Here is a 25,253-nt window from a genome sequence, read left to right as displayed (position 1 = left end):
GAGACGGAAGCCGCCTTGCCGACACCCCATCACGCCGGTCGCCCGAAAAGCCGTGTCGATTAATTGCTTCCCGAGATCGTGGCGCCGGGCGAGCATGCCAATAGAGGCCGATCCTCAAGCGATTGGTCAGGGGAGGACGCGGGGTCTGTGGCGGAACCGTTCAGGGCGGTCTCCGCGATCACATCGGGGCTGCCGCCGGGCGCGGCGCGAGGGGAGATCGTCATGCGCAGGAACACCGTCCGCCCAATCGCAGCAATTGCCGGCTATGCGGCGCTTTGCTGCCTTGCCATCAGTCCAGGCTGCGCCTCGGCCGCGGAATTGCTCAAAGCCCGGCTTGCGCAAAACCTCGGACCGATCTCGGGCATTGCCATCGTCGCCAAATCGAAAGGGATTTTCGAGAAGCACGGACTGGACATCACGGTCTCGAACTTCACATCCGGCAAGCAATGCCTGGACACCGTGGTCGGGGGCGGCGCCGACATCGCGACGACGGCGGAGGCGCCGGTCACCGCTTCAGCGATGGCTGGCCAGCCCATCGCCTTCGTCGCCGGCATGGAATATTCCGACCTCAAGACGGTCGTCGCGGCCAAGGCCGGCATCAAGGCCAAGGCCGATCTTCGCGGCAAGCGAATCGGATTCACCGCCGGCACCGGCAGCGAGGTCTACACGGCGACCTTGCTGACGTCGGCTGGATTGACGGCCATGGATGTCACCCTCGTCAACCTGCGGCCGCAGGAGATGCTGCCGGCACTTGCAGCAGGAAGCATCGACGCGATCGACACCTGGGAGCCCCACATCGCCAACGCGAAGAAGGCCCTGGGCGAAGCCGTCGCCGAGCTCGATACTTCAGGCACCTACTCCGAGACGTTCAACATCGTGGTCATGAGGTCCTATCTGGACGCCAACCCCGCGCTGGTCGAGAAGTTCATCGCCGCACTGATCGATGCCGAGGTCTGGATGAAGGCACATCCGGACGACGCGATCACGGTGGTGGCGGAGGCGGTCGACATGAAGCGGGACGAACTCGCGCCCATCTGGACCGACTATGTCTACCATGTACGTCTCGATGATCGGCTGATCGAGATCCTCAAGACCCACTCCGCATGGCGCCTTGAGAGCGGCAATCATCCTCCGGGAGCTGTGATGCCCGACTTCAGCAAGGTCGTGGTCACCGAGCCGCTGAAGAAGGTCGCCCCCGAACGCGTCACCCTGTCGTGGAAATAGGCACCCGCACAACCATGCAGGACGGCACATCAGAAGAGATTGCTCCGCGCACTGACCGTCGCAATCGGCGGCGCGATCCAGCCCGTCTTCGCCGCCTCAACATTCTGGTCGGGGCGCTGTCGCTTCCGTTGTTCGTCGGCCTCTGGGAACTGGTCTCCCGTTCCGGGGCCGTCAACATGGTGCTGTTTCCGCCGCCGACGGTGGTTGCTGCGGCTGTCCTTGAGTGGATACGCAGCGGGCAGTTCCTTGGTGATCTCTCGGCCAGCCTCTTCCGCGTCACCACCGGGTTTATCGTGGGAGGTACGCTCGGCATCCTGCTTGGTATCCTCACCGGCCAATTCCCGGTTGTTTCAAGCCTGCTGTCGCCGCTCTTTCATATCCTGCGGCCAATTCCGCCGATCGCTTTCGTGCCGATCGTCATCCTCTGGTTCGGCCTGTCGGAGGCGGGCAAACTGTTCCTCGTCGTATGGGGCGTGTTCTTCACGGTGTGGCTCTCGACCCATATCGGCGTGCAGAAGGTGGACCGCGGCCTGATCCGTGCGGCGTTGATGCTCGGCACGCCGCGGCGGCAGATGCTTCAGGAGATCGTGCTGCTGGGCGCGCTGCCCTACATCGTGGTCGGCTTGCGCACCGCCGTCAGCATCTCCTTTTACACGCTCGTCGCGGCCGAGCTTGCAGGCGCGTTCGCCGGCATCGTCTACCGGATCGAGATTGCGCAGCAGAATTTGCAGACCGGCCAGGTCATGGGCGGGCTCGCCGCGCTCGGGGTGATTTCGTTCGTTGCCGACCGGCTGTTTGCGCTTGTTGCGGAACGTACTGTCTGGTGGCGTTGATGTCGGGACCCCGGTCGATCATGAAACTGGCTCTGGCAAATCCGCCAGCCTCCGCCGAGGCGGCGCCGAAACAACCGGCCATTCAGGTCTCGAACCTCAGCATCGTATTCGACACCAAGCGCGGGCAGACCATCGCGGTGGATCGCGTGTCCTTTGACGTGGCAGCAGGCGAGTTCGTCTGCATCGTCGGCCCCTCCGGCTGCGGCAAGTCGACGGTGCTCAACACGATCGCCGGACTGGAAGTGCCGTTCGAAGGCGACATCCTGGTGGAAGGCGCGCGTGTCGAGCGTCCGCGTCCCGACGTCGGCATGGTGTTTCAGCAGCCGCATCTCTTCCCCTGGAAGTCCGTCCGCAGGAACATCGCGCACGGCCCCAGGATGCTTGGGAAGTCCGCCAAGGAGGCGAATGCCATCGCCGACGATCTGATCGCGATGATCGGCCTCAAGCGCTTTGCCGACGCCTATCCGAACACGCTGTCCGGCGGCATGCAGCAGCGCGTGGCGATCGCGCGGGCGCTGGCCAATCGACCCCGGGTGCTGCTGATGGACGAGCCGTTCGGGGCCCTCGACGCGCAGACCCGGGCGGTGATGCAGGACAATCTGCTGGAGCTGCGCGACCGGATCAAGGCGACGATCGTGTTCGTCACCCATGACATCGATGAAGCCATCGTGCTGGCCGACCGCGTTCTCATCATGAGCGCAGGACCCGGCCGCATCCTGCGCGAGGTCGCGGTCAAGCTGCCGCGCCCGCGCTCGAGCTCCATCATGGTCGAACCATCCTATCTTTCCCTCAAGAAGGATTGTCTCGACGTCATCCGCGCCGAAGGGTTGCGGGCGTTCAACCAGTCGGACGCGAGCTGATCGCGCCAATCAAGGGAGGGGCCGCAGCGCGCTGGCATGGTTCTTGAATAATAGATGCCGGGTCTCACAGCGGAGCCGGCCATGCACAGGGCGAACAGCGCGATAGCGGCGGGTGTGATGCTGGCTGAGTCGGACGACCTCGTCAGGCCGCTGCCTGGCTTGCTCGACGGCCTCGATCGGGCCGATCGCAATCGCCTGCGTGCGATCGGACGCGAGAAGGTGCTGGAACCAGGCCAACTGGTCTGGTCCCAGGGCGATGCACAGGCCGGGATCTATTTGATCAGCGAGGGACGCATCCGCAGCTATTATGCGGCGCCGTCGGGGCGCGAGGTCACCCTCGCCTACTGGTTTCCCGGCAACTTCGTCGGCGGTCCCGACATCTTCGGAACGGGCCCGCACATGTGGACATCGGTTGCGGCCGAACGCAGCCGGCTGACCTTCATGCCCGGACCGGCGCTGCGGCGGCTTGCGCTGGAATCGCCGGCGATCGCCGTCGCCTTGCTGGACGCGCTGGCGTTCAAGGCGCGCTGCTATTCGGCGATGGCCCAGATGCTCGGGACGCGCTCGGTGACCGAGCGGCTGCATAGCCTGCTGATCTTCCTGTCGCATGTCTACGGCGTGAAGCGCGACAACGAGATCGTCGTCGGCATGCCGTTTACCCATGGCGATCTCGCCAATCTCATCGGGTCCACCCGCCAATGGGTGACCGTGCAGCTCGCGCGGCTCCAGGAGGAAGGTGTGATCAGGTACGACCGATCCGTGATCTCGATCCTGGATCTTTCGACGCTCGGGCAGGAGATGGAATGATCTCCGCCCTTCAGGCGCTGCGCTTCAATTCGAACGCCGCATCAGCTGCACCGGCCTCGAACCGCCGCGCCAGTCCGATCAGCACGCGATCGTGCCAGGCCGGCGCCAGCAGGGTTACGCCCATGGGCATGCCATCAGGCAAATTTGCGTTCGGAACCGCCACGCCGCAGAGATCGAGCAGATTGGCAAAGTACGAGTAGTAGCCGAGGCGATTGTTCAGGGTGATCGGATCGCGCTGCATCTCCTCCAGCGTGAACGGCCGCGGTGCGGTCGGGACCACCAGCGCATCGATCCCCGCAAAGATCGCCTCGACGTTGCGGCGAAGCCGGTGCAATCGGTGAATGGCACCGAACGTGTCGATCGCCGAATAGCCCGCGGCTGAGCCCAACACCGTCCTGGTGACATCGAGCAGAGAGCCTGACTCGATGTCCATCAGCGAAGCGATGGCCGAGTGCCGCTCCGCCACCCAGGGTCCGCTGAACATCAACTCCCCGGCCTGGCGGAACGGGGCGAAGTCCACCTCAACAGCCGTTCCTCCGAGCTGCGCGAAACGCTCGCAGGCCCGCTCATAGAGCTCGCCGCATTCCGGCATGCCGAAGCATTCGAGATCGGCTGGCGCAATGCGGCCGAAGCGGAACGATTGCATCGCTCCGCTGGCGAACGAGGAGGCCCTGGGCGGGCGGCTGTAGGGATCCTCGAAATCGAACCCTTCGATAATGTCGAGGATCGCCTCGCCATCGCTGACGCTGTTGCAGAACACCGAAACGCAATCGATCGTCGGGCAATTCGGCACCAGCCCGCGTGACGACACCAGCCCGATGGTCGGCTTGATTCCGACGATGTTGTTGAAGCCGGCCGGAATGCGGCCGGACCCGCCGGTGTCGGTGCCGAGCGCGAACACGACGTGCCCGGCCGCCACGGCGACCGCCGATCCTGAACTCGAGCCGCCCGAAACATAGCGCGCATCGGCGACCGAGGCGCAGGGGCCGTAGGGCGAACGCGCGCCGGACAGGCCTGTGGCGAACTGATCGAGGTTGGTCTTTCCGAGGCAAATTGCGCCGGCCGCGGTGAGGCGCTCGACGCTGTGCGCAGACTGCCAGGGCGTGTAACTGAACGCCGGGCATGCCGCAGTGGTCGGCATGCCCTCGACATCGATATTGTCCTTCACTCCAAAGGGAATGCCGAGCAGCGGAAGATGTTCGCCCGTCCGCGCCCGCGCCACGAGCTTGCGGCATATTTCGAGTGCCTCCTCCCGCGGGCGCAGATGGATCCAGCAATTGCGGTCGCGCTCGGCCTCGATCCGGTCATACGCGGCTTCGATCGCCTCCAGCGGCCGGGACGAATTCCTGGCGGCGTTGTCGTGATTTGTCCTGGAGCGCGCGACAGACTGGCTCACCGAATATCTCCTTCTACAGCCGGATGGCGCGAAATTGCGGGAGCGCGGCGTGGGCAACAAGCAATTAAGTGCTTCCCGCAAAATGGTCGGCCGTATCGGGACATCAGCGGCTCAAAGAAAAAGGGCGCCGTGCCGAAGCACGACGCCCTCGTTCGTTGTTCTAACGTGCGATCAGTTGGTCTGCTGGATCGCCGACAATTCCCAGGGGCTGCCCTGGCGGCGGGCGAAGGTCCAGACTTCGGTGACTTCGCCCGGCTGCTCGCTGCCGGCGACGATCGCGCCGGTGTTGCGGTCGACCGTCTTGTCGGTGAGCGCAAAGCGCATCGCCACCGTGGCGTAGTCGGTCTCGCCTTCACGCCAGGCTTCCGCGAGGTCGCCCTGCAACAGCTTGACGTTGGTCACCTTGTTGACCGCATTGCGCGCGCGGTTCTGGGCAAGGTCCTGCTCGAAATAGGAGACCATTTCCGGCGTCGCGAGCGTATGCAGCCTTGCGACGTCCTCGTTCGACCACGCAGACTGGATGTCGCCAAGCAGGCGCTCGAACGCCTCGTAGTCAGCAGGCTTGATCTCGAGCGGCGCATTGTTGGCGCCGAAGCCGAAGCCACTGCCGAGACCAGAGCCAAGACCAGAGCCAAGACCGCCACCGAGGCCGCTGCGATAGTCCGTCTGCGGTGCCGCACCGGCATAGGCCGATTGCGGCGAATTGCGGCGCTGCCACCAGGACATCGCCAGCCGCACCACGAACACGACGAGCACGATCTGGATGATCAGGCCCAGGATCGACGACAGGCCGCCGAGGCCGCCGAACAGGCCGCCACCGAACAGCATGCCGAACAAGCCCGCGCCGAGGAAGCCGGCCGCAAGGCCACCCAGGAAACCGCCGCCGCGGCCGAACAGGCCGCCGCGCGAAGGCGCGGTCGTGTTCATGCCGGCGCCGGGCTGGCTATAGGTGCGGTTGAATTGCGAGGTCGAGCCCGGCGCGGTCGTGGTCGACGGCGGGGCCGAGAAAGTCCGCGAACCGCGCGAACCCGACGAGAAGCCGCCGCCGACGCGGGCGTCAGCGGAGGAGACCGCCAGTGCCGTCGGCAGCGCGAGCGCCAGGACGACGGCAATCGTCTTCACGAGACTGCGGGACCATTGCGAGAAATTCATGTTCGTTTCCCAAATCCCCGGCATGGGGACGTGCCAGTAACATGGGCAGCCTTCACCAAAAAGGAAGCCGGTTTCGGAACCCGGGGCTGCGGCCCTCAGTCGCGGGGATATGGTAAAAGTCCATATTTAACGGGGGGTTGGCCGGCGGGTGGGGGACTGTGGTCGCGAGATACCGGTAACTATCTCGGCAAGAATTCCGCCCTCTCCCCGTCATTGCGAGCGCAGCGAAGCAATCCAGACTGCCGTCCGCGGAAAGATTCTGGATTGCTTCGCTGCGCTCGCAATGACGGAGTATGAGGCCCGGCCGACCGGCCCTCACCCCTGCTTCGTCATCGTCTCCTTCACCGCGGCCACGAGCTGGCTGAGCGTGAACGGTTTCGGCAGGAAGTCGAATTGCTGGCCCTCGGGCAGGCTCTTCTCGAAGGCATCCTCGGCGTAGCCCGAGACGAAGATGAAGCGGATATCCGGGTTCTTCTCCCGCATCGCCTTGAGCAGCGTCGGACCGTCCATCTCCGGCATCACGACGTCGGACACGACGAGATCGATCGCGCCACTCTGCTCGTCCAGCACCTCCATCGCCTCGACGCCGTTCTCGGCCTCGACGACGGTGTAGCCGCGCGAGCGCAGGCCGCGGGCGTTGAGCGCACGCAGGCCCTCTTCGTCCTCGACCAGCAGGATGGTGCCCTGCCCGGTGAGATCGGTGCGAGGCTTGGCCTCAACGGCCGCGGGGGCAGCCTCCTTGGCAGCGCCGTTCGTCGCGGCGGCCACGGCGGCAGGCTGCTCGACCTGCACCTCCGGCTCGGCGTGGTGACGCGGCAGGAAGATGTGGAACGAGGTGCCCTGCCCCCGCTCGGAATCGACATAGATGAAACCGCCGGTCTGCTTGACGATGCCGTAGACGGTCGAAAGGCCAAGGCCTGTGCCCTTGCCGACTTCCTTGGTCGAGAAGAACGGCTCGAAGATCTTGTCGCGGATATCGGCGGGAATGCCGGTGCCGGTGTCGGCGACCTCTATCCGGACGTAATCCGCCGCCGGCATGCCCTTGTAGGCGAGCCTGCCGGCCTCTTCGCTTCCGACATTGGCGGTGCGGATGATCAGCTTGCCGCCATCGGGCATCGCATCACGCGCGTTCACCGCGAGATTGACGATCACCTGCTCGAATTGGGAGACGTCGACCTTGACCGGCCAGAGGTCGCGCCCGTGGATCAGGTCGAGCTTGACCTTCTCGCCGATCAGCCGGCGCAGCAGCATGGTGAGATCCGACAGCGCATCGCCGAGGTCGAGCACCTGCGGCCGCAGCGTCTGCCGCCGCGAGAACGCCAGCAGCTGCCGCACCAGCGTCGCAGCGCGCGTGGCGTTCTGCTTGATCTGCATGATGTCCTGGAACGACGGATCGGTCGGCTTGTGCGCGTTCAGCAGGAAGTCGTTCGCCATCATGATGGCGGACAGCACGTTGTTGAAGTCGTGGGCGATGCCGCCGGCGAGCTGGCCGACCGTCTCCATCTTCTGCGACTGGTTGATCTGGTTCTCCAGCGCGCGCCGCTCGGTGGTCTCGAGCATGTGCACGATCGCAGCTTCCGCGTCGTTCTCGGCCGCATCGACGGGCGTGACGAAGAACTGTCCCCAGCGCTCCTTGGTCCCCTCCAGCGCGACCTCGACCGGCGCGATGTCGGCCTGGTTTTCGGCGGCCTGATTGATGGCGGTGATCAAGAGATGCCGGTCGCGCGCGTTCACCGCGCGGAAGATCGACTTGGAGGCGCTGTCGAGCCCGAGGCCCTGGGCGAGCTTGGCATAGCGCGCATTCGCCCGCACGACGTTGCCGCCGCGATCGACGGTGGCGATCGCCATCGGCGTGTGGTCGAAGAAGCGCATGAAGCGCACTTCGGCGGCACGATCGGGATCGCTGCGCTCGTCTCGCGCCCGGCTGATCACGAGCGTGCGCGACGGCCCCGGCGCACCATCGGCGCCAAAGGCGAGCTTGTGATAGAGCCGGACCGGCATGGTCTTGCCGGTGCGCATGCGCAGATCGATGTCGAAGACTTCGGTCTTGACCTCGCCCGGCACCGCCACGATCGAAGAGAGCAGCGAAGCGCCGTCGCCGGAGACGATGTCGGCGAGCTTCAATCCTCCGGAGCCGATCTCGGCGAGGTCATAGTCGAGCCAGTTCGCCAGCGTCGCATTGACATAGGCGAGCTCGCCGGCGGGATTGACCGAGAAGAAGCCGCACGGCGCGTGATCGAGATATTCGATCGCGTGCTGGAGCTCCTGGAACACGTCCTCCTGACGCTCGCGGTCTCGGGTGATGTCGGCAATCGACCACACCGCATATTTGGCCTCGCGCTTTCCGGTCCCGAGCGGCCGCACCCGCATGCGCAGCCAGCGGCCCTGACTGCCGTCCTGGCCGGAAATGCGTACCTCCTCCTGCTGCCGCTTGCCCTCGCGCGCCGCCTTGAGCAGGCGGAACACCGCTTCGGAGACATCAGGGTTGCCGATGAAGACGCGCTCCACGGGGCGCACATCCTGCGGACCGGCGGCGCCTGTCAGCGTCAGATAGGCCGCGTTGGAATAGACCACATGGCCGCGCGGATCGGTCACCGCGAGGCCATCGAAGGAGTGATCGGAGATGCGGCCGATGATGGGATCATCCAGATTGCGGTCGGCGAAGCGGATGATGCCGGCGGCGAAGGCGAACAGGTTGAACAGGCCGATCATCGCCAGCACCGCGAGGATGCCGAGGATATAGGGCTGCGCCTGCGCACGCCCGAGCGTCATCAGCCCGACGGCGACCGCAACCAGGCCGGTGGCCACCAGAAGCACCAGCGCAATGCTGCCCGAGCGCGGCGACGGCTCGTGCGCCGCAGCGGGCTCGCGTGACAGGTCGTGGTCGGTCTCGGCGGTCATTTCACGCTAGGCAGCCTGTCGGCAGAGAATCAACGCGCCACAGGGCACGTGGGGTCCTCCCTGCCTGAATCGGACCCGCGGACGCAAGGGCAGCAGGGGCGAAAGCGTACGCTGATTCCCAGTTTACAGCCATTTCCGGTACTTTTCGGGGGTTTATTGCCGCGCGGCGCTGAATCCGCGCTTCATCCGCATGACGTAGCCGATGACTTCGGCGACCGCATGGTAGTGCTCCATGGGGATCTCCTGGTCGATCTCGACGGTGGCGTAGAGCGCGCGGGCCAGCGGCACATTCTCGACGATCGGTATGTCGTGCTCGCGCGCGATCTCCCGGATCTTGAAGGCGAGGTTGTCGATGCCCTTGGCGACGCAGATCGGCGCCGACATGCCCCGCTCGTAGGACAGCGCCACCGAATAGTGGGTCGGGTTGGTGATGATCACGGAGGCCTTGGGAACCGCCGCCATCATGCGCTTCTTGGAGCGCTGCTGTCGCAACTGCCTGAGCTTGCCCTTGATGTGCGGGTCGCCTTCGGACTGCTTGAACTCTTCCTTGATCTCCTGCAGCGACATCTTCTGCCGCTGGAACCAGCTGCGATACTGGAAGAAATAGTCACCGATGGCGATGATCGCGAGGGCTGCGACCACCGCGCCGAGCAGATGGACGGTCATGCTGGTTGAGGCGCCCAGCATGGCCATCGGATCGAGCTTGACCATCGCCTCCATGCGATGCCGCTCCGGCCACAGGATCGTGGTCATGACCGTACCGAGCACGATCACCTTGCCGATCCCCTTGAGAAAGTTCGCAGCCGCCTGCTTGCCGAAGATGCGCTTGAAGCCGGCGGCCGGCGACAGCTTGCTGAATTTGGGTTTGAGGGATTCGGCCGACCAGACCAGCCGGTGCTGCAGCATGTTGCCCGCAATGGCCGCGATCACCAGCATCAGGAGCGGCACGCCGACCGCAGCCAGCACCGCGACTTCGATCTGCTGCGTCAGCTTGAGCAGGTTCCCGGGGTCGGTTTTGATCATCCAGGAATTGGCGAGCAGATTGCGCATCGGCGTCATCAGCCCGCTGCCGATCGAGCCCGAGAACGTCGAGACCACGAGCGTGCCGCCGGCGATCATGAACCAGGTGTTGATCTCCTGGCTCTTGGCGACGTCACCGCGCTCGAGCGCCTCTTCGAGACGTTTTTGCGTCGGGTCTTCTGTTTGACTCTCTGGATCGTTGTCTTCCGCCACGTAGCGCCCGCTTTCCGAAGTTCGTCACTTTCGCGACCCCTGTGCACGAACTTCGGAAAGCACAGGGGCGCTACGAGATTCTGAATTTGGCTAGTGCCGCTGATCGATTTGAAGTTCCCCCTCGGAGGTGAGGCTTGCACTGTAGGAACTTCAAATCGGCGGCACTAGATCACCTATCTGAGCGGCATCATCTGGTGCATGACACCGATGAAATAGTCGAGATAGGTGCCCATCATCGCCGTGAGCACCATGGCCAGCACCAGGAAGCCCGCGAAGATCGACAGCGGCACGCCGACGAAATAGACCTGCATCTGCGGCATCAAGCGCGCCAGCACCCCAAGCCCGATATTGAAGACGAGGCCGAACACCAAGAATGGCCCCGACAGCTGCAGGCCGAGCAGGAACGCCGCAGAAAAGGCCCGCGTGGCGAGCGAGGCGACGTCGCCGCTCGACACGGTCTCGCCGGGCGCGAAGATCGAATAGCTGTCGTTCAGCGCCGCGATCACCAGATGATGGCTGTCGGTGGCGAACAGCAAGGTCACGCCCAGCATGGTCAGGAAGTTACCGACCAGCACGCCCTGCTGCCCCTGGGTCGGATCCACCGAGGTGACGAAGCCGAGCCCCATCTGCTGTGCGATCACGGCGCCTGCGACCTGGAGCGCGGCGAGCGTCACGCGCGCGGTTGCGCCGAGCACGATGCCGATCACGATCTCATGCAGCATCAGGACCAGCAGCGGCGCGAGCGAGCCCATGTCGACCTGGTAGGCACTGCGATGCAGCGGCAGGATGATCAGCGTGAGCAGAAGCGCGATCGACAGCTTCACCCGTGTCGGGATGTTGGTCTCGCCGAGCCCCGGCAGCAGCATCACCATCGCGCCGACCCGGGCGAAAGCGAGCATGAAGGCCGCGGCAAGCGCCGGCAGCAGCGAAACGTCGATGCGCATGGTGGGCGCATTGTGCCTCAGCCGCCGATGATTCGCGACGAGATCCGCATCATGTGGGAATGGAGCGCGTCGGCCATGAACGGGAGCGCCAGCAGCATTGTGGCAAAGATCGCCAGGATCTTCGGCACGTAGATCAGCGTCTGCTCCTGGATCTGCGTCAGCGCCTGGAACAGCGACACGATCACGCCGACCACGAGCCCGACCACCATTAGCGGCGAGGATACGATCACGATGGTCCAGATCGCATCGCGCGCGACGTCGAGGGTCTCAGGTCCGGTCATTTTTGATTTCTCGCTGTGAATGGTTTTTTTCGTCATTCCGGGGCTCGCGAAGCCGAGAGCCCGGAATCCATGCTCCCGATCGTGGTTATGGATTCTCAGATGCGCAATTGCGCATCATAGCTCGCGACTTCGTCGCGCCCCGGAATGACAACCATCAGATCGGCATCTTCATGATGTCTTCATACGCCGCGATCACGCGGTCGCGGACCGAGACCAGCGTGGACACCGCGACATCGGTGTCGGCGACTGCCGTCACCACGTCCATCACGTTGGCCTTGCCGTTGGCCATCGCCACGGTTTGCGCGTCGGATTTGCGACCCGATTCCACCACGCTGCCGATGGCGTCCTTCAGCAGCGAGGCAAAGGACTGTCCGTTCGGCTCGCTGCCCTTGCCGGCGCCGCCGTTCTCCAGCACGCGCGCAAGGTTGGCATAAGCATTGGCCGCGATTGTCGGTGTTGCCATGGCTTAAGGCTTCCTGTTCAGGTCTTGAGGATGTCGAGCGTGCGCTGGATCATCCGGCGCGTCGCACTGATGATGTTGACATTGGCCTCGTAGGACCGCTGCGCATCGCGCATGTCGGTCATCTCGACCACCGAATTCACGTTGGGATATTTGACGTTGCCGCTGGCATCCGCCGCCGGATTGTTCGGCTCGTATCTGACGCGGAAGGCGGACTGGTCGGGCTTGACCCTGCCGAGCGTGACCACCTGCGCATCGAGCGTGCGGTCGAGCGCCGATGAGAATGTCGGCACCTTGCGCCGGTAGGGATCGCCGCCTGCCGACTGCGAGGTCGAGTCCGCATTCGCGATGTTTTCGGAGATCACCCGCATGCGTCCGGCCTGGGCCCGCAGGCCCGAGGTCGCGATCGCCATGGAACGGGCAAAGTCGCTGCTGTCATTCGCCATGATCTAGCTCCCCTGGCCTAGCCTTTACCGATCGCGGTCTTGAGCAGATGCAGGCTCTTCGAATAGAGCGAGGTCACCGCCGCATAATCCATCTGGTTGTTGGCCGACTTCATCATCTCCTCTTCGAGATTGACGGCATTGCCCGCCGGACGGGTTTCGAAACCCGCATTCCCGTTCTGCTCGAAGCTCGAGGGCGCGCCCGATGGCGTCATGTGAGAGGCGCTGGTGACGGTCATGGCGAGCGGCCCCATCGAGCTCGCAGGCGTGCCGGTCTTGTCGAATTTCGGCTCGACCAGCTCGCGGGGCCGAAAATTGGGCGTGTCGGAATTGGAAACGTTCTCGGACAGGACGCGCTGGCGTTCCTGGTGCCATTGCATCTTGGTGCGAAGCGCCGACAGCACCGGCAGATCGTTGATGGACATCGTTGCGGCTCCTTCCGCCTCGCTGGGTCCGAGCGCGGACCCTGGCCCAAAGCTAGGCAGAATTTGCCGCGTGTATGGTTAACAGGTGGTTAAGGCGCGGCGAATGCATGTTTCCGATCGAAACATAAAGGGCTTCCCCCGTGATTCTACCCATGCCAAAAGCCGCATTAACCCCAACCGCTTGGCGGCCCGCGCACAGGCCAAGAAGTCGTTTTGGATCGGGCGATTCATAGGTTATTAAGAGTTGGGGACGGCAAAACTTGCCGCAGGACGTTAAGAAATCGCAGTTTTGGGGCATCGCACGCCAGTGGTCGGCACATCCGACCATAGGCACGAGAGAAGCGCCATTTACCGGGGACAGGTATGAACGGTAGCCCTATCACCTTCATCGTCGCCTTCATCGTCGTTCTGGCGTTGATTGGCGTTGCGGCGTGGCTGGTCCGCCGATTCGCAACCACCCGGCTCGGCGCCAACACCCAGCGCGGACGGATGCCCCGGCTCGCCGTGATCGACGCCGCCGCGGTCGATGGCCGCCGACGCCTGGTGCTGGTCCGCCGCGACAATGTCGAGCATCTGCTGATGATCGGCGGTCCGACCGACATCGTCGTCGAGCCGAATATCGTCCGTGCCGCCGCCGGCCGCGACCAGATTCCGCAGCGTCCCAGCCAAGCCGAGCCGCCGCGCCTCGCCCCGATGCCCGATGCCGGCTGGGCCGACGAGGCGCCGCGGCCCGAAGTGCTCGACCATCCCGAGCCGCAGATGCCCGAGCCGCCGCCGCGCCCCGCGCGCCCTTCTTTCGCCGACGAGGTCCGTCGCCCGGCGCCCACTCTGGCCGAGCGCCGCAGCGAGCCGACACTGGGCGGCTTTTCGCCCGAGCCGATCGCACCGCGTCCCGAGCGTGAGCCCCGTCCCGAGCCGCTGCCGCCGCGCGTTGCGCGCAGCGAGCCGCCGCTGATGCCGCGCCCGCCGCGCCAGAGCGAGCCGGCGAAGATGCCGCCGGTGCGCGCCGAGCGTGCGGCTGCGCCGCTGCCGCCTCCGCCCGTGCCGCAGCCCTCGCCGGCACTCCAGGCGCCGCCCGTTCCGCCGCCGGCCCCCGCTGCCGCCGCGCCGTCGAGCGCCGAACAGAATCTCGCCGAGATGGCCCAGCGCCTCGAGGCGGCTCTGCGCCGTCCGGCCGGCGAGACCATCGCTCCGCCAGTCGCGCCGGATGCGCCTCCGCCACGCGCCGCACGCGTCGAGCCGCCGCCTCCTCCGGCGCCGCCGGCCAAGCCGGCTGCGGAGAAGACCAGCTTTGAAAATCTTGAAGACGAGATGGCCTCGCTGCTCGGCCGTCCGAAGCCGTCTTCGTGAGGCTGCCGTCCCTCCCGCGTAGAGTTCTTGTCCCCTCTGTCCTGATCGCCGCGGCCCTGCCCGCCACGGCTCTGCTCGTCACGGCTTTGCTCGCGACCCCTGCGCATGCGCAGGACATCAGCATCAATCTCGGCGGCGGCGGTGCTGGCGGCGGCGTCACAGAGCGCGCGATCCAGCTGATCGCGCTGCTCACGGTGCTGTCGATCGCCCCGTCCATCCTGATCATGATGACGTCGTTCACGCGCATCGTGGTGGTGCTGTCGCTGCTCCGCACCGCGATGGGCACCGCGACTGCGCCGCCCAACTCGGTGATCCTGGCGCTGGCGATGTTCCTCACCTTCTTCGTGATGGGACCGGTGCTGCAAAAATCCTACGACGACGGCATCCGCCCGCTCGTCGCCAACCAGATCGGCGTCGAGGACGCGCTCCAGCGTGCCTCCGTCCCCTTGCGCGGTTTCATGCAGAAGAACGTCCGCGAGAAGGACCTGAAGCTGTTTCTGGATCTTTCCGGCGAGCCGCCGCCGGCGACACCCGACGAGCTCGCGCTGCGCATCCTCGTGCCCGCCTTCATGATCTCCGAGCTCAAGCGCGCCTTCGAGATCGGCTTCCTGTTGTTTCTCCCCTTCCTGATCATCGACCTCGTCGTCGCCTCGGTGCTGATGTCGATGGGCATGATGATGCTGCCGCCCGCGACGATCTCGCTGCCGTTCAAGCTGATCTTCTTCGTGCTGGTCGACGGCTGGTCGCTGGTGGCGGGAAGCCTGGTGCAGAGTTACGGGGGATAGTGTCGAATGCGGAGCGGTCGCAGGTCCGGCCTGGCAGCAGGCTATCCTGGCGACGGAGGGGCGATGCGCATCGTGACATCGATGCCAGTGTTTTGCCCGACGAGTCAAATTTATTTCGTAAAATCCGCAATTGCGGTCGGCGTCAGCCAACCCGTTGATTCAGTTGCTGCCGTCTACTGTGCATGGGGTTGTTTTTCGCAAATCCTTGGGCCGAGCGTCGATCCGACGGCAAGTTCCTACCGGGTCATCTTGATCTGCCGCACGACGGGGATCGTGGGCAGTGAGCCGGTGTGCTCGGTCTCGTCCTTGGCCTGCGGGGCGGCGGGGGCACGCGCGGTGGCGTCGGGGAAGCGCTGCTTCATCTCGCGCAGGAACCCGTCGAGCGTGTCGACGCTGGCGGCGAGCTTGGCGATCTCGGCGAATTCGGCGCTGGAGGCGGCAGCCGGCTTGCTGGCGATGTCGAAGGCGAGCCGGTCGGCGCTCTCGCTCATCAGCGGGGCGTATTTCTCGCGGAAGCGCGACAACCCGATCGAGTCGTCGGCGAGCGCGTAGCCGACGGCGGCACGGATGATGTCGCTCTTCTCCACCGCGTTGAGCGGCTTGAAGTCTCGGAAGCGCTCGCCGTAATAGAGCTCGATCTGCTCGGCGGACTCGCGCCAGCGCCGTGCCGCCCAGAAGATATCGGACCGCAGCCGCAGCACCTCGCGCCCGGAGACGTTGGAGACGATGTCGAGCGCGAGATCGTGGCGGCCGACGTCGCTCTGCGCGCGCGCCTCCAGCAAGAGGCGCTGCTGCCTGAGCTCGCCGGAGAGGTCGCTGATGCGGCTGGCGCGCAACGCCGTGATCGCCATGTCGGGCTTGCGGTTGGCGAGATAGATCATGGCAAGCCGCGCGGCGACCTGCGCCCGTGCAGCGCCTTCGAGGCGATGGTCGACCTGGTATTGCAGCAGCTCGGCGGCCTGGTCGAGCAGATCGACCGAGGCGAGACGATCGGCCAGGCGCCGGATCAGTTCATCGCCGCGGCGACCGATCGGCGTCAGCTCGCGAAACTCGTAGAACATCCCGAGCGCCTCGACCGGCGGCAGTTCGTCGCCCTTGGGCCCCAGGAAGATCTGCGTAAACAGATCCGACGCCAGATCCTGCGCCTGACGCGAGGCCTCCGAGTTCGGCTGCATCTTCGTCGCGGTGCGCGCCGCGGTGAGCGCGTCGCGGTAGCGCCCGTTCTCGGAATAGAGCTGCGACAGCATCTGCAGCGTCTTGACCTCGATAGCGTCGCCGCGCCAGGTCATTGACAGCGTCTCGAGCTCCTTCAGCGCGTCTTCCTTGCTGATCTCGTCGCGCTTCTGTCGCAGCGCGACCTCGAGCTGCTTGGCCTCGGCTGCGGCCAGGCGGTCGTTCGAGGCGACGGCGAATTTGTAGTCGTCGAGCGCGTCCTTGTCGTGGCCGAGCGCTTCGGCGAGCCGGCCGCGCAGCACCGCAAAGCCTGGCGCGGCTTCCGGCGGTACGCCGACCACCTCGATCTCGCCGCGACGCTTGGAGGCGCCAGCATAGTCCTTGACCTCGAGCGAAGCGCGCATCGCATCCATCGTCACGATGCGCTGGATGTCCAGCGGCAGCGAGGCGATGGCGAATTCGACGTTCTTGAATTTCTCGCGGGCGTCCGCCCATTTTTCCTGGCGCGCATAGGCGAGCGCCTTCCAGAGCTGGGAATCATGGCTGTTGCCGATCACGGGATTGGCGAGATCCTTCAGGCCCTGGGCCGGCCGGCCGATCAGGATGCTCGCGATCGCGTGGATGATCAGCGCACTGCTCTCCTCCTTGTTGAGAGGATCGGCCAGCATCACATCGGTCACGGACTTGGCTTCGTAATACATCGCGCGCGACATGTAGAACCGGGCGAGATCGAGCCGCGGCAGCGAGCGCTGCGCCGGTTCGACCGCCGAGATCGCCGTGATCAAATCGCTCTGGCGCGTCCAGAAATCCTCCGACTGGCCCTTGCGCCAGCTCTCGGGATTGAAGACCGGCCGTACCGCGGTCGGCGCGCGCTCGGCCGAGACATCGACCGGCGACAGCGTCAAGCCACCCTTCTTGCCCAGAATGACCTTGTCCGCCCCGACCTCGACGCCGACGTCGTCGGAGTTCGGGCGGATCGCGATGCCATGGGCGGATTCCAGCAGCGAGAGGTCGACGAGATCCTGCCGCTTGATGAAGCCGCGGACCGGCCGCTGCGCGGTGACGACGTAGAGCATGTCGCCGGCATCGGGATCGGTGAGCTTGTGCAGCTGGCCCGGATTGGCAAAGGGGATGGCGATGTTGGCCAGCGCGGGATCGGTGATGTTGCGCGACATCATCAGCGGCAGCGGCGTCGCCTGGATCTTGTCGGCAAGCGTGAGCAGCCAGTTCGTCTCCTTGCCGACCTCCTCGCTGGTCAGCGAATAGACCAAAGGACGGGTGAGACGGATTCGCACCGCCTGCCCCTTTTCGAGCGGCATGCGGCTGACCTCGCCGATCATTGCGCCGCCACGGGCGCGGATCGGGTCGACGTCAACAGGCTTCGGCGAATCGAACACCAGCCACACCGTGTCGCCGCGGCGGAACGCTGCGGCCGGCGTTGCCACAGAAAACGGGAACGTTACGCGCAGTCCGTCGCTGTCACGGCGCGCATCGACACTGGCGATTGGAGGCGATGGCGCAGCTTGCGCCTCCGCAGGCGCAGGCTTGGATTCGGGCTTGGCGGCTTCCTTCGGTACATCCTTGACCGGCTCCTTGACAGGCTCTTTGGCCGCCTCCGCCACGGCCTCCTTGGGAGCTTCGGCCGCTTCCTTCGCCGGCGCCGCGGGGGCTGTGGCCTCCTTGGGCGCTTCGGCGGCGTGCGGGGCTTCAGTCGCGGGCGCCGCAACGGCCGGCGCCGGCTTCGGCGCCTCAGGGGGTGGCATTGCGGGCGGCGTTTCCGCCTTCGCCTCCGGCTTGACCTCGGGCTTGACGTCGGGCTTGACGTCGATCTTGGCGTCGCGGGCGATCGTCTCCGAAGTCGGCGGCACGATCTGGGCGTCTTTCGGCTTCGCGGCCGCCGGCTTTTCTGCGGCCGGTCCGTGACCGCCTGCGCCGGCCTGCGCAATCGCGGCTTCAGCCGTTGCGGCCGCCTTGCCTCTGTCCGGCTGGAAGGCAATGTCGACGACGTAGTTCTTGTCGTCGCGGAAGGAGTGCACGTCGGAATCGCCGATCAGCGCGATCTCGACGCTGGTCTGGTCGATGTCGGCCTTCTGCTTGATCGAGGCAACGTTCGGAGGCGCCGCGACGACGGCATCGGCAAGATCGAAGTTGAGATTGGCGTTGAAGGCAAGCGTCAGCTTCTGCTCGTTGAGCACCGAGGAGACGCCGACGCCGTCGGGCATCTCGAACACGAAGCGCACGAAGGTCGGCTGCACCGAGGCACGCACGCGGATCGGCGGATGCTTCTTGCTCTCGGCCGCAGCGCGCTGGGCGCGCAGCGCCCGCTCGGCAGCGCGGGCGCGCTCGGCTAGTTCCTTCACCACGTCCATCGGCAGCGGCGGCGGCGCGCCCTTCCAGCCTTCCGGCAGCAGGTCGATGAAGGTGCGCTCGCCGGCGTTCATGGTGTTGACGGTGACGCGCCGCGCCAGCGACAGCCGGATCGCGCTGCCGTCGGGGTCGCGGCGGGCGGAGTTGACATAGTCGGGCGCGCCTTCCGGCACGCGATCGACGGGAACGTCGACGGGGCGATCGAAGCGAATGATGAGGATGGAGCCGGCGGTCGTCACCTCGGACGGAACGTCCTCGCCAAGCTTGATCACGAGGCGGGCAAAGCCGCCGCCGGCCGAAAAGCTCGCCTCGCCCCTGATGGCATCGGCCGCGCGCGCAACGGTATTGAGGCCGATCAGCGCGCAGGCCGACAACAGGACGGCCTTGCGGACGTGACGCGACAGCCCCAGCGCCAATGCGCGGGCTCGCGACACAAATCCAGCGGCAGCCTCTCGCGCCATTGGCGGCATTTCTTCCGGTTCGGCGGTCCATGCCGGCGCTAAGGCCGGCCCATGCCCTCGAATGTAGGTTTTGCCAATTAAGGACTTCTTAAGTATGAGCCCTCAATTCGGCTTTTGCGTCGGCTTGCCGTCGATCTTCGGCAGATCCCCGACGGCTGCCGACTGATCCCCGCCCCCATTGGCACGGCGCGCCATCTCGACGGTCAGGCGCTCGGCGGCCTCGGGCGACATCAGCCCCAGGATGTCGGACATCTTGCGCGGGGCGATTGCGGAGGCGATCTCGATCAGCACGCCCATCTCCAGCCGGTCGAACACCCGCGCGGCATCCTTGGGCTTCATGCCTTCATACATGGTGACGAGGCCCTTCATGCGCTGGGCCTCGGCGGCCTTCTGCTCGGCCTGGGTCGCGGTGATGCGGGATTCCACCGCCTTCATCTCCTCGACCTTGCCCTCGATGCGCTTCTCGGCCGACTTCAGCAGGCTCTCGCGGATATCGATCTCGCGCTGGCGGGATTCGATCTCCTGGCGGCGCGCCTGCAGGCGTTCCAGGATCGCGCGCTCCGAGGCCGAGACCTGCGGCTGGGCTTCGTCCATCTTCACCGGCGTGCCGCCCTCGACCTTGCTCTCGGGCGCGGCGGGCTTGGGCGCTTCCTTCGGCTCACCGTGCGTCGAGCCGGTGATGTCGGGGTCCTCGCGTCCGGTCGGGAAGTTCAGATTCTCCTGCGCCCAGGACTTCTTCGCGCTGTTCGGCTGGTAGTCGAAGACATAGCCGCCATTGATCACGAGCCCCGCCACTTTCAGCATGGCCAGGCCTGCGACCGCAACCAGGACGACCGGAATGACGCGGATGTTACGAAAGGATTTCATACTCTGACTTTATGCGGCGAGACCATTGGACCTTCGGCGCTCGGAGAAGGCTTCGGCGGCCGCCGCCACTGCTTTCGCAGGCGACGGCTTGGCCACCGGCGCGGCGGCGGCTTCCGCATTCGTCACGGGGCGCGCCGCGATCGCGATCTTGGAGAGGCGACGCACCACATTGTCGGCTTCGCCGAGCTGCTTGTAGAGCTGGTCGGACATCTGCGTCGCGGCCGCGAGCTGGCTGCCGAGATTCTCGTTGACGTCGCGCACGGCGAGCTTGAGCCCGCCGATCGCGCGCTCGGCGATCTCGGTCGCTGTGATCAGCTCGCCGATCACGGCCTTCAGCGAATGCTCGTCCGCCTTCAGCCGCGTCAACCGCTTGTTGAGCAGGATGCAGTAGCCGATCGTGAGCATCAGCAGGATAGCCACCAGCGTCTCGATCGCCATTCCTAGGGAGTGGTTCATGGGGCCTCCATCAGCTTGTTCTGTTCGTCCACCTTCTCGAACATCGCAAGTGTCGTACTTGGCTTGCGCAAGGGTTTCGTCACGCGGATCGCAACGCGCTCTCCGACCCGGCCCATGCGTCCTTCGGTGATGGTGACGTCGCCGCAGCGCACGGTGACGTTGGCATCGGCGCGCATGTCCAGCGGCAGGGTGTCGCCGACTTTCAGCCGCATCAGCTGCTTGAGCGGAATATCGGCCTCGTAGAGCACCGCATCGACAGAAATCTCCGCCTGGACGATCTCGGTGGCGAAATGGCCTTCCCAGACCGGATCGCGGCCGAACTTTTCGCCCATGAACATCTGGAGCAGGACGGGCCTGATCGGTTCGATGGTCGCGTAGGGAAGCAAGAGCTCGATATTGCCGCCGCGGTCTTCCATGTCGATGCGCAGGCGCACCAGGATCGCGGCGTTGGCGGGACGGCTGATCGCGGCGAAGCGCGGATTGGTCTCGAGCCGGTCGATCGTGAAGGTCACCGGCGACAGCGGCCGGAACGCCTGCTCGGCGTCGGCCAGCACCACCTCGACCAGGCGCTTGACCAGCTCGGTCTCGATCGTGGTGTAGGGCCGGCCCTCGATGCGCAGCTGGCTCGAGCCGCGGCGGCCGCCGAGCAGCACGTCGATCATCGAATAGATCAGGTTGGAATCGACCGTCGCCATGCCGAAATTTTCCCACTCCTCGGCCTTGAACACCGAGAGCACGGCAGGCAGCGGGATCGAGTTCATGTAGTCGCCGAAGCGCACCGAGGTGATGCGGTCGAGCGAGACTTCGACGTTGTCGGAGGTGAAATTGCGCAAGGAGGTCGTCAGGAGCCGCACCAGGCGGTCGAAGACGATTTCGAGCATCGGCAGACGCTCGTAGGAGACCATCGCCGAATCGATGATCGCGCGGATGCCGCTGTGGTCATCGAGCGTGACGTCGCCGACGGTGAAGCCGAGGAGATTGTCGATCTCCTCCTGCGACAGTACCCGCTCGCCGGAGTTCTTGCCGTTGCCGAGGTCGCGGCTGCCGTCCTCGACCATGGCCGCCCATTGCAGGGCCATGGTCTCCGATAGTTCGTTTTCGGCAGCAGCCTTCGCGGCCTCCGCGGGATCCTCGGAATCGAGCGACGCCTCCCATTGGGCGGCAATCGCATCCTGGTCCATCTGCTCGTTGCCGGCCATGACGCTAGTCCATACCCTTCCGCAGCATCCTCACTGGAGCACGACTTCCTTGAACAGCACCGCGCTGACCTGGATCGGCGCGACCGCGGCGTTGACGCGCTTGGTCAGCTCTTCCCTGAGGCGGAAGATGCCGGCCGAACCGTTGAGGTCGGAGGAGCGAAGCTCGCGCACATAGGTCTGGAAGATGTCGGTGACCCGCGGCATCGACGGCTTGATCGCCTCGATCTGCTTCTCTTCCTTCAGCTCGAGCACGATCTTGAGCTTGAGGTACTGCACGCGCTCGCCGGGCGCGCCGGCGAGGTTGACCATCATGTCGGGCACGTCGACGAAAGCCGGCGGCTTCGGCGGGGGCGCCGCCTCGGCATGATGCTCGTCGTCGCCGTGACGGAAGAAGAAGAACCAGGTCGCAGCGCCGCCGCCGAGGACGGCAAGCAGGCCGACGGCCATGATGATGAGCTTGAGCTTGTTCTTCGGCGGAGCGGCTTCCGCGCCTTCGGCAGCTGCGCCGCCTTCCGCTTCGTTCTCTGCCATGGTCGTCCGGGCTCGCTCATCTCATCGAGGGTCGAAAGAGCGAAGCCTCCTGGCAGACAGTGACGCGATACAAATGTCCCGGCGCAATGCGCTCCTCTTACGCGCAAACGCTACGGTAATAATGGTTAACGGAACCTTTCGATCGGGCCTCTGCTAGGAAAAATCTGCCGGGCAAACATGGCTAACAGAACCTTTCTGCCGGCCGCCCAAAGCGCTGAAAAATAGCCATCCATTTGTAATTACAAACCTTTCTGTGTTGGCACGGCTTTCGCTGAGAGTGGGCCGAGATCGAACGGTTTGGGAGAACCCGACGGCCTCGTTCACGGGATCGGCCAAGGCGCTTGGGAGAGCGAAATGGCGGACCCCACGCAGGGGAGATTGACCGATGCAGAATGCGCTTCTGATCGGATTGTCGCGGCAGATGACGTTGGAGCGGCAGATGGATGTCATCGCCAACAACGTCGCCAATGCCAACACCAACGGCTTCAAGGCCGACCATTCGCTGTTCGAGGAGTACCTCCGCTCGAACGCGCATGAGGACAATTTCATCGGCTCCGACCGCCGGGTCTCCTATGTGCAGGACCGCGGCACCTACCGCGACGTCGGCCAGGGGCCGATGGAGGCGACCAACAACCCGCTCGACATGGCGATCAGCGGCAACGCCTTTTTCGCCGTGCAGGCCGACGGCGCCGAGCGCTACACCCGCGACGGCAAGTTCGCGCTCAGCAGCACCGGCCAGCTCATGACCTCCGACGGCAACCTGGTGCTCGGCACCGGCGGCCCGATCGTGTTCCAGCCGACCGACCACGACATCAACGTCGCCCCCGACGGCACCGTCACCGTGCTCGAGGGCACGGCCAAGACTGACTCCATCCGCGGCAAGATCAAGATGGTGACGTTCGACGATCCGGCCAAGCTGACCAAGCTCGGCGCCAATCTCTATGACACCGGCTCCGCCACCCAGCAGCCCGACACCAAGTCCACCCTGCAGCAGGGCTATGTCGAGAAATCGAACGTGAATTCGGTCGTCGAGATGACCCGCATGGTCGAGGTGATGCGCGCCTACACCGGGGTCGCCAACCTGCTCCAGCAGCAGAGCGACCTCCACAAATCGGCGATCGAAAAGCTCGCCGACGTTCCGGCCTGATTAGGGGATCACTGACATGCAAGCGCTCCACACCGCTGCGACCGGAATGGCGGCACAGGAACTGAACGTTCAGGTGATCTCCAACAACATCGCGAACCTGCGCACCACCGGCTTCAAGAAGCAGACCGCGGCGTTCGAGGACCTGATCTACGAGCACATCCGCCGCGTCGGCGCCCAGGCCTCGGATCAGGGCACTATCCTGCCGGTCGGCGTCGACATCGGCGGCGGTGTCAAGACTGTCGGCACGCCGCGCAGCATGACGCAAGGCACGCTGTCGCAGACCGGCAACGACCTCGACCTCGCGATCTCGGGCGAAGGCTTCTTCAAGATCCTGATGCCCGACGGCACCTTCCAGTACACCCGCGACGGCACCTTCCAGATGGACAATCAGGGCCGCGTCGTCACCGCGGGCGGCAATCCGGTGCAGCCGACCATCACGATCCCGAACAACGCTTCGGGCATCACCGTCAACGAGCAGGGTCAGGTGACCGTGACGCTGCCGGGCTCGTCGACCAACACAGTTCTGGGCCAGATCGGCTTGACCCGTTTCATCAACAAGGCGGGTCTGCAGCCGGTCGGCAGCAACCAGTTCATCGAGACGACCTCGTCGGGCACGCCGCAGGACGGCACGGCGAACTCCGAAGGCTACGGCAAGATCACGCAAGGAAGCCTCGAGCAGGCCAATGTCGACGTCGTCTCGGAGATGAGCGACCTGATCGCCGCGCAGCGCGCCTATGAGATGAACGCCAAGGTGATCAGCGCCGCCGACCAGATGATGCAATCGACCACGGCGCTGTTCCGCTGAGGTAATGACGATGATCCGCACCACGCTTCTCGCGATCTCCGCCCTGCTCGTGCTGGCGCTGCCGGCGCAGGCCGCCGACGACGGCATCGCCGCGCCGACGCTGCGCGCCAGCGTCACCGTCACCTCCGACGTGGTACGGGTCGGCGACCTCATCGACAATGCCGGCTCGGCCGCGCTGATCCCGGTCTATCGCTCGCCCGATCTCGGCACCACCGGCGCGCTGCCGGTTGCCCAGGTCCTGAGCGTGCTCCGCGCCAAGCAGGTGATCGGCGTGATGACCGGCGACATCAAGGAGGTCCAGGTCACCCGCCTTGCCCGCACGCTTGCGAGCAAGGATCTCGAGAACGCGGTTGCCTCCGCACTCGAGCGCCGCTTCGGCCTGGGCGATGCCGCCAACCTCACCGTCACCTTCGACCGCGGCGTCTCCGACATGCGGCTCGATGCCTCCAACACCGGCGCGCTACAGGCGGTCGCGACCCGCTACGATTCCCGTGGCGGCCGCTTCGACATCGCCTTCGAGATCAGCAACGACAGCAATCCGGCGCCGACCAGGCTGCGCTTGACCGGCACCGCGATCGAGACCGTCGAGGTCGCCGTCCTGACCCGCGACATCGATCGGAGCGAGATGCTGAAATCCTCCGACATCGCGCAGGAGCGCCGGCCGAAGTCGGAAGTGACGGGCGAGCCCGCACTACGCGAGCGCGCGATCGGCATGCAGCTGCGCCGGCCGATGCGTGCGGGCACGCCGATCCGCGTCGCCGACATCGCCAAGCCGGAATTCGTCACGCGCGACCAGAGCGTCACCGTCATCTACCAGGTCCCCGGGATCTACCTCACCACCCGCGGCAAGGCGATCGACGGCGGCGCCGAGGGCGACACCGTGAGCGTTCTCAATTTGCAGACCAAGCGCACGCTGACCGGTATCGTCACCGGCCGCGGCCAGGTGACCGTGCAGGGCGCCAGCCAGTCGGCGCCGATGGCCCCTGCGGTCGAGCAGACCTCCTCACTCAAGCGCGAGGAAGCGCCCGCCCCGGTCGACACCGCAGCCCTTCTCCGCAACCTGGTCCAGGCCCCCGCCTCGCCGGCCCAAATCGCAGAAGCCCAGATCCCGCAAGCTCGCGTCTCGCAAGCTCAAGCAAAGTAAGAGTTTAGT

Annotated in this window: 23 protein-coding genes; 9 read left to right on the top strand and 14 right to left on the bottom strand. The window is 65.3% G+C overall.

Translation table 11 applies throughout. The features are described from left to right. Positions 1-222 precede the first annotated feature (222 nt). The 4 genes from XH89_RS12355 (at position 223) to XH89_RS12340 (ending at position 3,724) form a co-directional block, all read left to right on the top strand. Positions 223-1,224 carry an NrtA/SsuA/CpmA family ABC transporter substrate-binding protein gene (locus tag XH89_RS12355; protein WP_194467318.1) on the top strand — a complete coding sequence of 334 codons (1,002 nt, stop codon included), beginning with the start codon at positions 223-225 and terminating at the stop codon, positions 1,222-1,224. Continuing rightward, complete coding sequence (locus XH89_RS12350; protein ID WP_246767816.1) at positions 1,215-2,057, top strand: ABC transporter permease; 843 nt, start codon at positions 1,215-1,217, stop codon at positions 2,055-2,057. Before XH89_RS12355 ends, XH89_RS12350 begins: the two co-directional genes overlap by 10 nt. Before the next feature lie 20 nt (positions 2,058-2,077). Next, positions 2,078-2,917: an ABC transporter ATP-binding protein gene (locus XH89_RS12345; RefSeq protein ID WP_194467317.1), complete on the top strand. Its 840-nt coding sequence runs from the start codon at positions 2,078-2,080 to the stop codon at positions 2,915-2,917. Between the two features lie 81 nt (positions 2,918-2,998). Further along, a complete protein-coding gene (locus tag XH89_RS12340) occupies positions 2,999-3,724 on the top strand; it encodes a Crp/Fnr family transcriptional regulator (protein WP_194467316.1) in 726 nt (241 codons plus the stop codon). Between the two features lie 10 nt (positions 3,725-3,734). On the opposite strand, the gene atzF is transcribed toward XH89_RS12340, so the two are convergent. From atzF to flgB, 9 genes are all read right to left on the bottom strand, one after another. Beyond that, entirely contained in the window at positions 3,735-5,180 is a 1,446-nt protein-coding gene (atzF, locus tag XH89_RS12335; protein ID WP_246767815.1) for an allophanate hydrolase, read from the bottom strand. A 111-nt stretch (positions 5,181-5,291) separates the two neighbouring features. Next, positions 5,292-6,296 carry a Tim44 domain-containing protein gene (locus XH89_RS12330; RefSeq protein WP_194467315.1) on the bottom strand — a complete coding sequence of 335 codons (1,005 nt, stop codon included), beginning with the start codon at positions 6,294-6,296 and terminating at the stop codon, positions 5,292-5,294. A 291-nt stretch (positions 6,297-6,587) separates the two neighbouring features. Beyond that, on the bottom strand, positions 6,588-9,173 hold the full coding sequence (cckA, locus tag XH89_RS12325; protein WP_194467314.1) for a cell cycle histidine kinase CckA: 2,586 nt from the start codon (positions 9,171-9,173) through the stop codon (positions 6,588-6,590). Positions 9,174-9,326: 153 nt separating this feature from the next. Then, positions 9,327-10,406, bottom strand: coding sequence for a flagellar biosynthesis protein FlhB (flhB, locus tag XH89_RS12320; protein ID WP_194467313.1), 1,080 nt, complete (start codon positions 10,404-10,406; stop codon positions 9,327-9,329). Positions 10,407-10,579: 173 nt separating this feature from the next. Beyond that, entirely contained in the window at positions 10,580-11,350 is a 771-nt protein-coding gene (gene fliR, locus XH89_RS12315) for a flagellar biosynthetic protein FliR (protein ID WP_194467312.1), read from the bottom strand. A gap of 17 nt (positions 11,351-11,367) precedes the next feature. Beyond that, positions 11,368-11,631: a flagellar biosynthesis protein FliQ gene (gene fliQ, locus XH89_RS12310; protein WP_194468459.1), complete on the bottom strand. Its 264-nt coding sequence runs from the start codon at positions 11,629-11,631 to the stop codon at positions 11,368-11,370. Positions 11,632-11,785: 154 nt separating this feature from the next. Beyond that, positions 11,786-12,094: a flagellar hook-basal body complex protein FliE gene (gene fliE, locus XH89_RS12305; RefSeq protein ID WP_194467311.1), complete on the bottom strand. Its 309-nt coding sequence runs from the start codon at positions 12,092-12,094 to the stop codon at positions 11,786-11,788. 17 nt (positions 12,095-12,111) lie between these two features. After that, entirely contained in the window at positions 12,112-12,537 is a 426-nt protein-coding gene (gene flgC / locus XH89_RS12300; RefSeq protein ID WP_194467310.1) for a flagellar basal body rod protein FlgC, read from the bottom strand. 17 nt (positions 12,538-12,554) lie between these two features. Continuing rightward, positions 12,555-12,959, bottom strand: coding sequence for a flagellar basal body rod protein FlgB (gene flgB / locus XH89_RS12295; RefSeq protein WP_194467309.1), 405 nt, complete (start codon positions 12,957-12,959; stop codon positions 12,555-12,557). A 363-nt stretch (positions 12,960-13,322) separates the two neighbouring features. Between flgB and XH89_RS12290 the strand changes: the two genes are divergently transcribed. Together XH89_RS12290 and fliP are read left to right on the top strand one after the other, a co-directional pair. Next, entirely contained in the window at positions 13,323-14,309 is a 987-nt protein-coding gene (locus XH89_RS12290) for a flagellar biosynthetic protein FliO (protein ID WP_194467308.1), read from the top strand. After that, positions 14,306-15,094: a flagellar type III secretion system pore protein FliP gene (gene fliP / locus XH89_RS12285; RefSeq protein ID WP_194467307.1), complete on the top strand. Its 789-nt coding sequence runs from the start codon at positions 14,306-14,308 to the stop codon at positions 15,092-15,094. Before XH89_RS12290 ends, fliP begins: the two co-directional genes overlap by 4 nt. Positions 15,095-15,330: 236 nt before the next feature. On the opposite strand, the gene XH89_RS12280 is transcribed toward fliP, so the two are convergent. The 5 genes from XH89_RS12280 to fliL all read right to left on the bottom strand — a co-directional run bounded on the left by XH89_RS12280 (position 15,331) and on the right by fliL (position 22,148). Beyond that, the gene (locus XH89_RS12280) at positions 15,331-19,095 is read right to left on the bottom strand and encodes a tetratricopeptide repeat protein (RefSeq protein ID WP_194467306.1); all 3,765 of its coding nucleotides are present in this window, start codon (positions 19,093-19,095) and stop codon (positions 15,331-15,333) included. A gap of 102 nt (positions 19,096-19,197) precedes the next feature. Further along, complete coding sequence (locus tag XH89_RS12275) at positions 19,198-19,962, bottom strand: MotE family protein (RefSeq protein ID WP_194467305.1); 765 nt, start codon at positions 19,960-19,962, stop codon at positions 19,198-19,200. Positions 19,963-19,971: 9 nt separating this feature from the next. Beyond that, positions 19,972-20,418 (bottom strand): DUF6468 domain-containing protein, encoded by a 447-nt coding sequence (locus XH89_RS12270; RefSeq protein ID WP_194467304.1) that lies wholly within the window; start codon positions 20,416-20,418, stop codon positions 19,972-19,974. Beyond that, complete coding sequence (fliM, locus tag XH89_RS12265; RefSeq protein ID WP_194467303.1) at positions 20,415-21,617, bottom strand: flagellar motor switch protein FliM; 1,203 nt, start codon at positions 21,615-21,617, stop codon at positions 20,415-20,417. The genes XH89_RS12270 and fliM overlap by 4 nt, the downstream gene beginning before the upstream one ends. A 30-nt stretch (positions 21,618-21,647) precedes the next feature. Beyond that, positions 21,648-22,148 (bottom strand): flagellar basal body-associated protein FliL, encoded by a 501-nt coding sequence (gene fliL, locus XH89_RS12260; RefSeq protein WP_194467302.1) that lies wholly within the window; start codon positions 22,146-22,148, stop codon positions 21,648-21,650. Between the two features lie 385 nt (positions 22,149-22,533). On the opposite strand from fliL, the gene flgF reads away from it, so the two are divergent. The 3 genes from flgF to flgA are packed head-to-tail and all read left to right on the top strand — an operon-like array spanning position 22,534 to position 25,244. Then, positions 22,534-23,295, top strand: a complete 762-nt coding sequence (flgF, locus tag XH89_RS12255) for a flagellar basal-body rod protein FlgF (RefSeq protein WP_194467301.1) — start codon at positions 22,534-22,536, stop codon at positions 23,293-23,295. Positions 23,296-23,311: 16 nt separating this feature from the next. Then, the gene (gene flgG / locus XH89_RS12250; protein WP_194467300.1) at positions 23,312-24,100 is read left to right on the top strand and encodes a flagellar basal-body rod protein FlgG; all 789 of its coding nucleotides are present in this window, start codon (positions 23,312-23,314) and stop codon (positions 24,098-24,100) included. Between the two features lie 10 nt (positions 24,101-24,110). Then, a complete protein-coding gene (gene flgA / locus XH89_RS12245) occupies positions 24,111-25,244 on the top strand; it encodes a flagellar basal body P-ring formation chaperone FlgA (RefSeq protein ID WP_194467299.1) in 1,134 nt (377 codons plus the stop codon). Positions 25,245-25,253: the final 9 nt, after the last annotated feature.

It is taken from the genome of Bradyrhizobium sp. CCBAU 53340, assembly GCF_015291645.1.
Taxonomy (GTDB): Bacteria; Pseudomonadota; Alphaproteobacteria; order Rhizobiales; family Xanthobacteraceae; genus Bradyrhizobium.
Note: the sequence above shows the minus strand (reverse complement) of the source record. Positions and strands in the feature narration are given on the sequence as shown.

What these genes read in the sequence shown, in the direction of transcription:
- fliR (WP_194467312.1), bottom strand. Translation starts at nt 11,350, where the DNA reads ATGCGCATCGACGTTTCGCTGCTGCCGGCGCTTGCCGCGGCCTTCATG.
- XH89_RS12275 (WP_194467305.1), bottom strand. Translation starts at nt 19,962, where the DNA reads ATGAAATCCTTTCGTAACATCCGCGTCATTCCGGTCGTCCTGGTTGCG.
- XH89_RS12330 (WP_194467315.1), bottom strand. Translation starts at nt 6,296, where the DNA reads ATGCCGGGGATTTGGGAAACGAACATGAATTTCTCGCAATGGTCCCGC.
- fliE (WP_194467311.1), bottom strand. Translation starts at nt 12,094, where the DNA reads ATGGCAACACCGACAATCGCGGCCAATGCTTATGCCAACCTTGCGCGC.
- XH89_RS12340 (WP_194467316.1), top strand. Translation starts at nt 2,999, where the DNA reads ATGCACAGGGCGAACAGCGCGATAGCGGCGGGTGTGATGCTGGCTGAG.
- fliQ (WP_194468459.1), bottom strand. Translation starts at nt 11,631, where the DNA reads ATGACCGGACCTGAGACCCTCGACGTCGCGCGCGATGCGATCTGGACC.
- XH89_RS12290 (WP_194467308.1), top strand. Translation starts at nt 13,323, where the DNA reads ATGAACGGTAGCCCTATCACCTTCATCGTCGCCTTCATCGTCGTTCTG.
- XH89_RS12280 (WP_194467306.1), bottom strand. Translation starts at nt 19,095, where the DNA reads ATGGCGCGAGAGGCTGCCGCTGGATTTGTGTCGCGAGCCCGCGCATTG.
- flgB (WP_194467309.1), bottom strand. Translation starts at nt 12,959, where the DNA reads ATGTCCATCAACGATCTGCCGGTGCTGTCGGCGCTTCGCACCAAGATG.
- cckA (WP_194467314.1), bottom strand. Translation starts at nt 9,173, where the DNA reads ATGACCGCCGAGACCGACCACGACCTGTCACGCGAGCCCGCTGCGGCG.
- fliM (WP_194467303.1), bottom strand. Translation starts at nt 21,617, where the DNA reads ATGGCCGGCAACGAGCAGATGGACCAGGATGCGATTGCCGCCCAATGG.
- flgG (WP_194467300.1), top strand. Translation starts at nt 23,312, where the DNA reads ATGCAAGCGCTCCACACCGCTGCGACCGGAATGGCGGCACAGGAACTG.
- flgF (WP_194467301.1), top strand. Translation starts at nt 22,534, where the DNA reads ATGCAGAATGCGCTTCTGATCGGATTGTCGCGGCAGATGACGTTGGAG.
- flgA (WP_194467299.1), top strand. Translation starts at nt 24,111, where the DNA reads ATGATCCGCACCACGCTTCTCGCGATCTCCGCCCTGCTCGTGCTGGCG.
- XH89_RS12355 (WP_194467318.1), top strand. Translation starts at nt 223, where the DNA reads ATGCGCAGGAACACCGTCCGCCCAATCGCAGCAATTGCCGGCTATGCG.
- fliL (WP_194467302.1), bottom strand. Translation starts at nt 22,148, where the DNA reads ATGGCAGAGAACGAAGCGGAAGGCGGCGCAGCTGCCGAAGGCGCGGAA.
- flgC (WP_194467310.1), bottom strand. Translation starts at nt 12,537, where the DNA reads ATGGCGAATGACAGCAGCGACTTTGCCCGTTCCATGGCGATCGCGACC.
- XH89_RS12345 (WP_194467317.1), top strand. Translation starts at nt 2,078, where the DNA reads ATGAAACTGGCTCTGGCAAATCCGCCAGCCTCCGCCGAGGCGGCGCCG.
- XH89_RS12270 (WP_194467304.1), bottom strand. Translation starts at nt 20,418, where the DNA reads ATGAACCACTCCCTAGGAATGGCGATCGAGACGCTGGTGGCTATCCTG.